The sequence below is a fragment of the Martelella sp. genome (assembly GCF_984369615.1).
In genome coordinates, this window is sequence record NZ_CFHTCS010000418.1 from 1 (window position 1) to 3,484 (window position 3,484).

Annotated in this window: 2 protein-coding genes; both read left to right on the plus strand. The window is 60.7% G+C overall.

Going from position 1 to position 3,484, the window contains the following annotated elements:
• Positions 1-1,055 (plus strand): DNA-directed RNA polymerase subunit beta (locus AC5DC2_RS21445; protein ID WP_491699952.1); only part of this gene is annotated, 1,055 nt, incomplete at its 5' end.
• Between the two features lie 190 nt (positions 1,056-1,245).
• Positions 1,246-3,484: DNA-directed RNA polymerase subunit beta' (gene rpoC, locus AC5DC2_RS21450; RefSeq protein ID WP_491699953.1), on the plus strand; the 2,239-nt coding region annotated here is incomplete at its 3' end.

Genomic DNA, 3,484 nt, shown 5'->3' on the forward strand with positions numbered 1-3,484 from the left:
CGCAGGGCGAACTCGAAGCCCTTCGCGGCCAGTACGACGAATCCAAGGCCCGCCTCGAGCAGCGGTTCATGGACAAGGTCGAAAAGGTCCAGCGCGGCGATGAAATGCCTCCGGGCGTGATGAAGATGGTCAAGGTCTTTGTTGCCGTGAAGCGCAAGATCCAGCCCGGCGACAAGATGGCCGGCCGCCACGGCAACAAGGGCGTGGTCTCCCGCATCCTGCCCGCCGAAGACATGCCGTTCCTGGAAGACGGAACCCATGTCGATGTCGTGCTGAACCCGCTTGGCGTGCCGAGCCGCATGAATGTCGGCCAGATCCTCGAGACGCATCTTGCGTGGGGTTGTGCCGGCATGGGCAAGCGCATTGGCCAGATGCTCGAGGAGTATCAGGAAACCAATGACATCAAGCCGCTGAAGGAGACGCTGACCAAGGTCTATGCGTCGGAAGCCAAGGACGAAGTCTCGCAGTTCGACGACGAAAGCCTGGTTCGCCTGGCCGACGAGGCCAAGCGCGGCGTTTCCATCGCCACGCCGGTCTTTGACGGCGCGCATGAGGGCGACGTCTCCGAGATGCTGTCCTGGGCGGGCTATGATCCGTCGGGCCAGTCGGTGCTGTACGACGGACGTACGGGTGAGCCCTTCGACCGCAAGGTCACCGTGGGCTACATGTACATGATCAAGCTCAACCATCTGGTTGACGACAAGATCCACGCCCGTTCGATCGGCCCGTACTCGCTGGTCACCCAGCAGCCGCTGGGCGGCAAGGCCCAGTTCGGCGGACAGCGTTTCGGCGAAATGGAGGTCTGGGCACTTGAGGCCTATGGCGCCGCCTACACGCTGCAGGAAATGCTGACCGTGAAATCGGACGATGTTGCCGGTCGGACCAAGGTCTATGAAGCCATTGTCCGCGGCGATGATACGTTCGAGGCCGGTATTCCGGAAAGCTTCAACGTTCTCGTCAAGGAAATGCGTTCGCTGGGCCTTTCCGTCGAGCTTGAGAACCGTGCCGACGAGGCCGGTGCGGAAGCCGACGAACTGCCGGACGCCGCGGAATAGGATCAAGACACGGCGCGCCCGCCGCAACCGGCCGGGCGCGTCTTCGACACCCAGTGCATGGTAAGCGCGAAGTGTCATTTTTGCCGCATTTCGCGGCTATCACCGTTTCAAGAGACATGAGTTCCGGCATCGGGGTTTGGCCGGAATGATCTGTCAGCAAGGGCGATGCCGCCCAGTCAAGGAGACAGGCATGAACCAAGAGGTCATGAATCTTTTCAATCCGCAGGCGCCGGCGCAGGTCTTCGATTCGATCCGGATCTCGATCGCCAGCCCGGAAAAGATCCTTTCCTGGTCTTATGGCGAAATCAAGAAGCCGGAAACCATCAACTACCGCACGTTCAAGCCCGAGCGTGACGGCCTGTTCTGCTCGCGCATCTTCGGCCCGATGAAGGACTATGAGTGCCTGTGCGGCAAGTACAAGCGCATGAAATACAAGGGCATCATCTGCGAAAAGTGCGGCGTCGAAGTCACGCTGTCGCGCGTGCGCCGCGAGCGTATGGGCCATATCGAGCTCGCCGCTCCGGTCGCCCATATCTGGTTCCTGAAGTCGCTGCCGAGCCGTATCTCGACCCTTCTCGATATGACGCTGAAGGATGTCGAGCGCGTTCTCTATTTCGAGAACTACATCGTCACCGAACCGGGCCTGACCGACCTGAAGGAGAACCAGCTCCTTTCGGAAGAAGAATACATGATGGCCGTCGACGAGTTCGGCGAGGACCAGTTCTCGGCCAATATCGGCGCGGAAGCCATCTATGAGATGCTTGCCGGCATGGATCTTGAGAAGATCGCGGGCGACCTGCGCGCCGAGCTGGCCGACACCACGTCGGATCTGAAGCAGAAGAAGCTGATGAAGCGTCTCAAGATCGTCGAGAACTTTCTTGAGTCGGGCAACCGCCCCGAATGGATGATCATGAAGGTCGTTCCGGTGATCCCGCCGGACCTGCGTCCGCTCGTCCCGCTCGACGGCGGCCGTTTCGCGACGTCGGACCTCAACGATCTCTATCGCCGCGTCATCAACCGCAACAACCGTCTGAAGCGGCTCATCGAGCTGCGCGCGCCGGGCATCATCATCCGCAACGAGAAGCGCATGCTTCAGGAATCGGTCGATGCGCTGTTCGACAACGGCCGCCGCGGCCGCGTCATCACCGGCGCCAACAAGCGTCCGCTGAAGTCGATCTCCGACATGCTGAAGGGCAAGCAGGGCCGCTTCCGCCAGAACCTGCTCGGCAAGCGCGTCGACTATTCCGGCCGTTCGGTCATCGTGACCGGCCCGGAACTGAAGCTGCATCAGTGCGGCCTGCCGAAGAAGATGGCGCTGGAACTGTTCAAGCCCTTCATCTACGCCCGTCTCGACGCCAAGGGGTATTCCTCGACCGTCAAGCAGGCGAAGAAGCTGGTTGAAAAGGAACGTCCGGAAGTCTGGGATATCCTCGACGAGGTCATCCGCGAGCATCCGGTGCTCCTGAACCGCGCGCCGACGCTGCACCGCCTGGGCATCCAGGCGTTCGAGCCGACGCTGGTCGAAGGCAAGGCCATCCAGCTGCATCCGCTCGTCTGCACGGCCTTCAACGCCGACTTCGACGGCGACCAGATGGCCGTTCACGTGCCGCTGTCGCTCGAAGCCCAGCTTGAAGCCCGCGTGCTGATGATGTCGACCAACAACATCCTGCATCCGGCCAATGGTCAGCCGATCATCGTGCCGTCGCAGGACATGGTTCTCGGCCTCTACTACCTCTCGATCATGAACGAGAACGAGCCCGGCGAAGGCATGGCCTTTGCAGACATGGGCGAGCTCCACCATGCGCTCGAAAACAAGGTCGTCACGCTGCACTCCAAGATCAAGGGCCGTTTCAAGACGGTCGACGAGGACGGCAACGAGGTCTCGAAGATCTACGAGACCACGCCCGGTCGCATGATCATCGGCGAGCTTCTGCCGAAGAACTCGAACGTTCCGTTCGAGACCTGCAACCAGGAAATGACCAAGAAGAACATCTCCAAGATGATCGACACGGTCTACCGCCATTGCGGCCAGAAGGACACGGTGATCTTCTGCGACCGGATCATGTCGCTCGGCTTCGGCCATGCCTGCCGCGCCGGCATTTCCTTCGGCAAGGACGACATGGTCATTCCCGATGCCAAGCACGAAATCGTTGCCGAGACCGAAGCGCTGGTGAAGGAATACGAGCAGCAGTATAATGACGGTCTCATCACCCAGGGCGAGAAGTACAACAAGGTTGTCGACGCCTGGGGCAAGGCGACCGAGAAGGTCACGGAAGAGATGATGGCCCGCATCAAGGCCGTCGAGTTCGATCCGGAGACCGGTCGCCAGAAGCAGATGAACTCGATCTACATGATGAGCCATTCCGGCGCCCGCGGTTCGGTGAACCAGATGCGTCAGCTCGGCGGCATGCGCGGCCTGATGGCGAAGC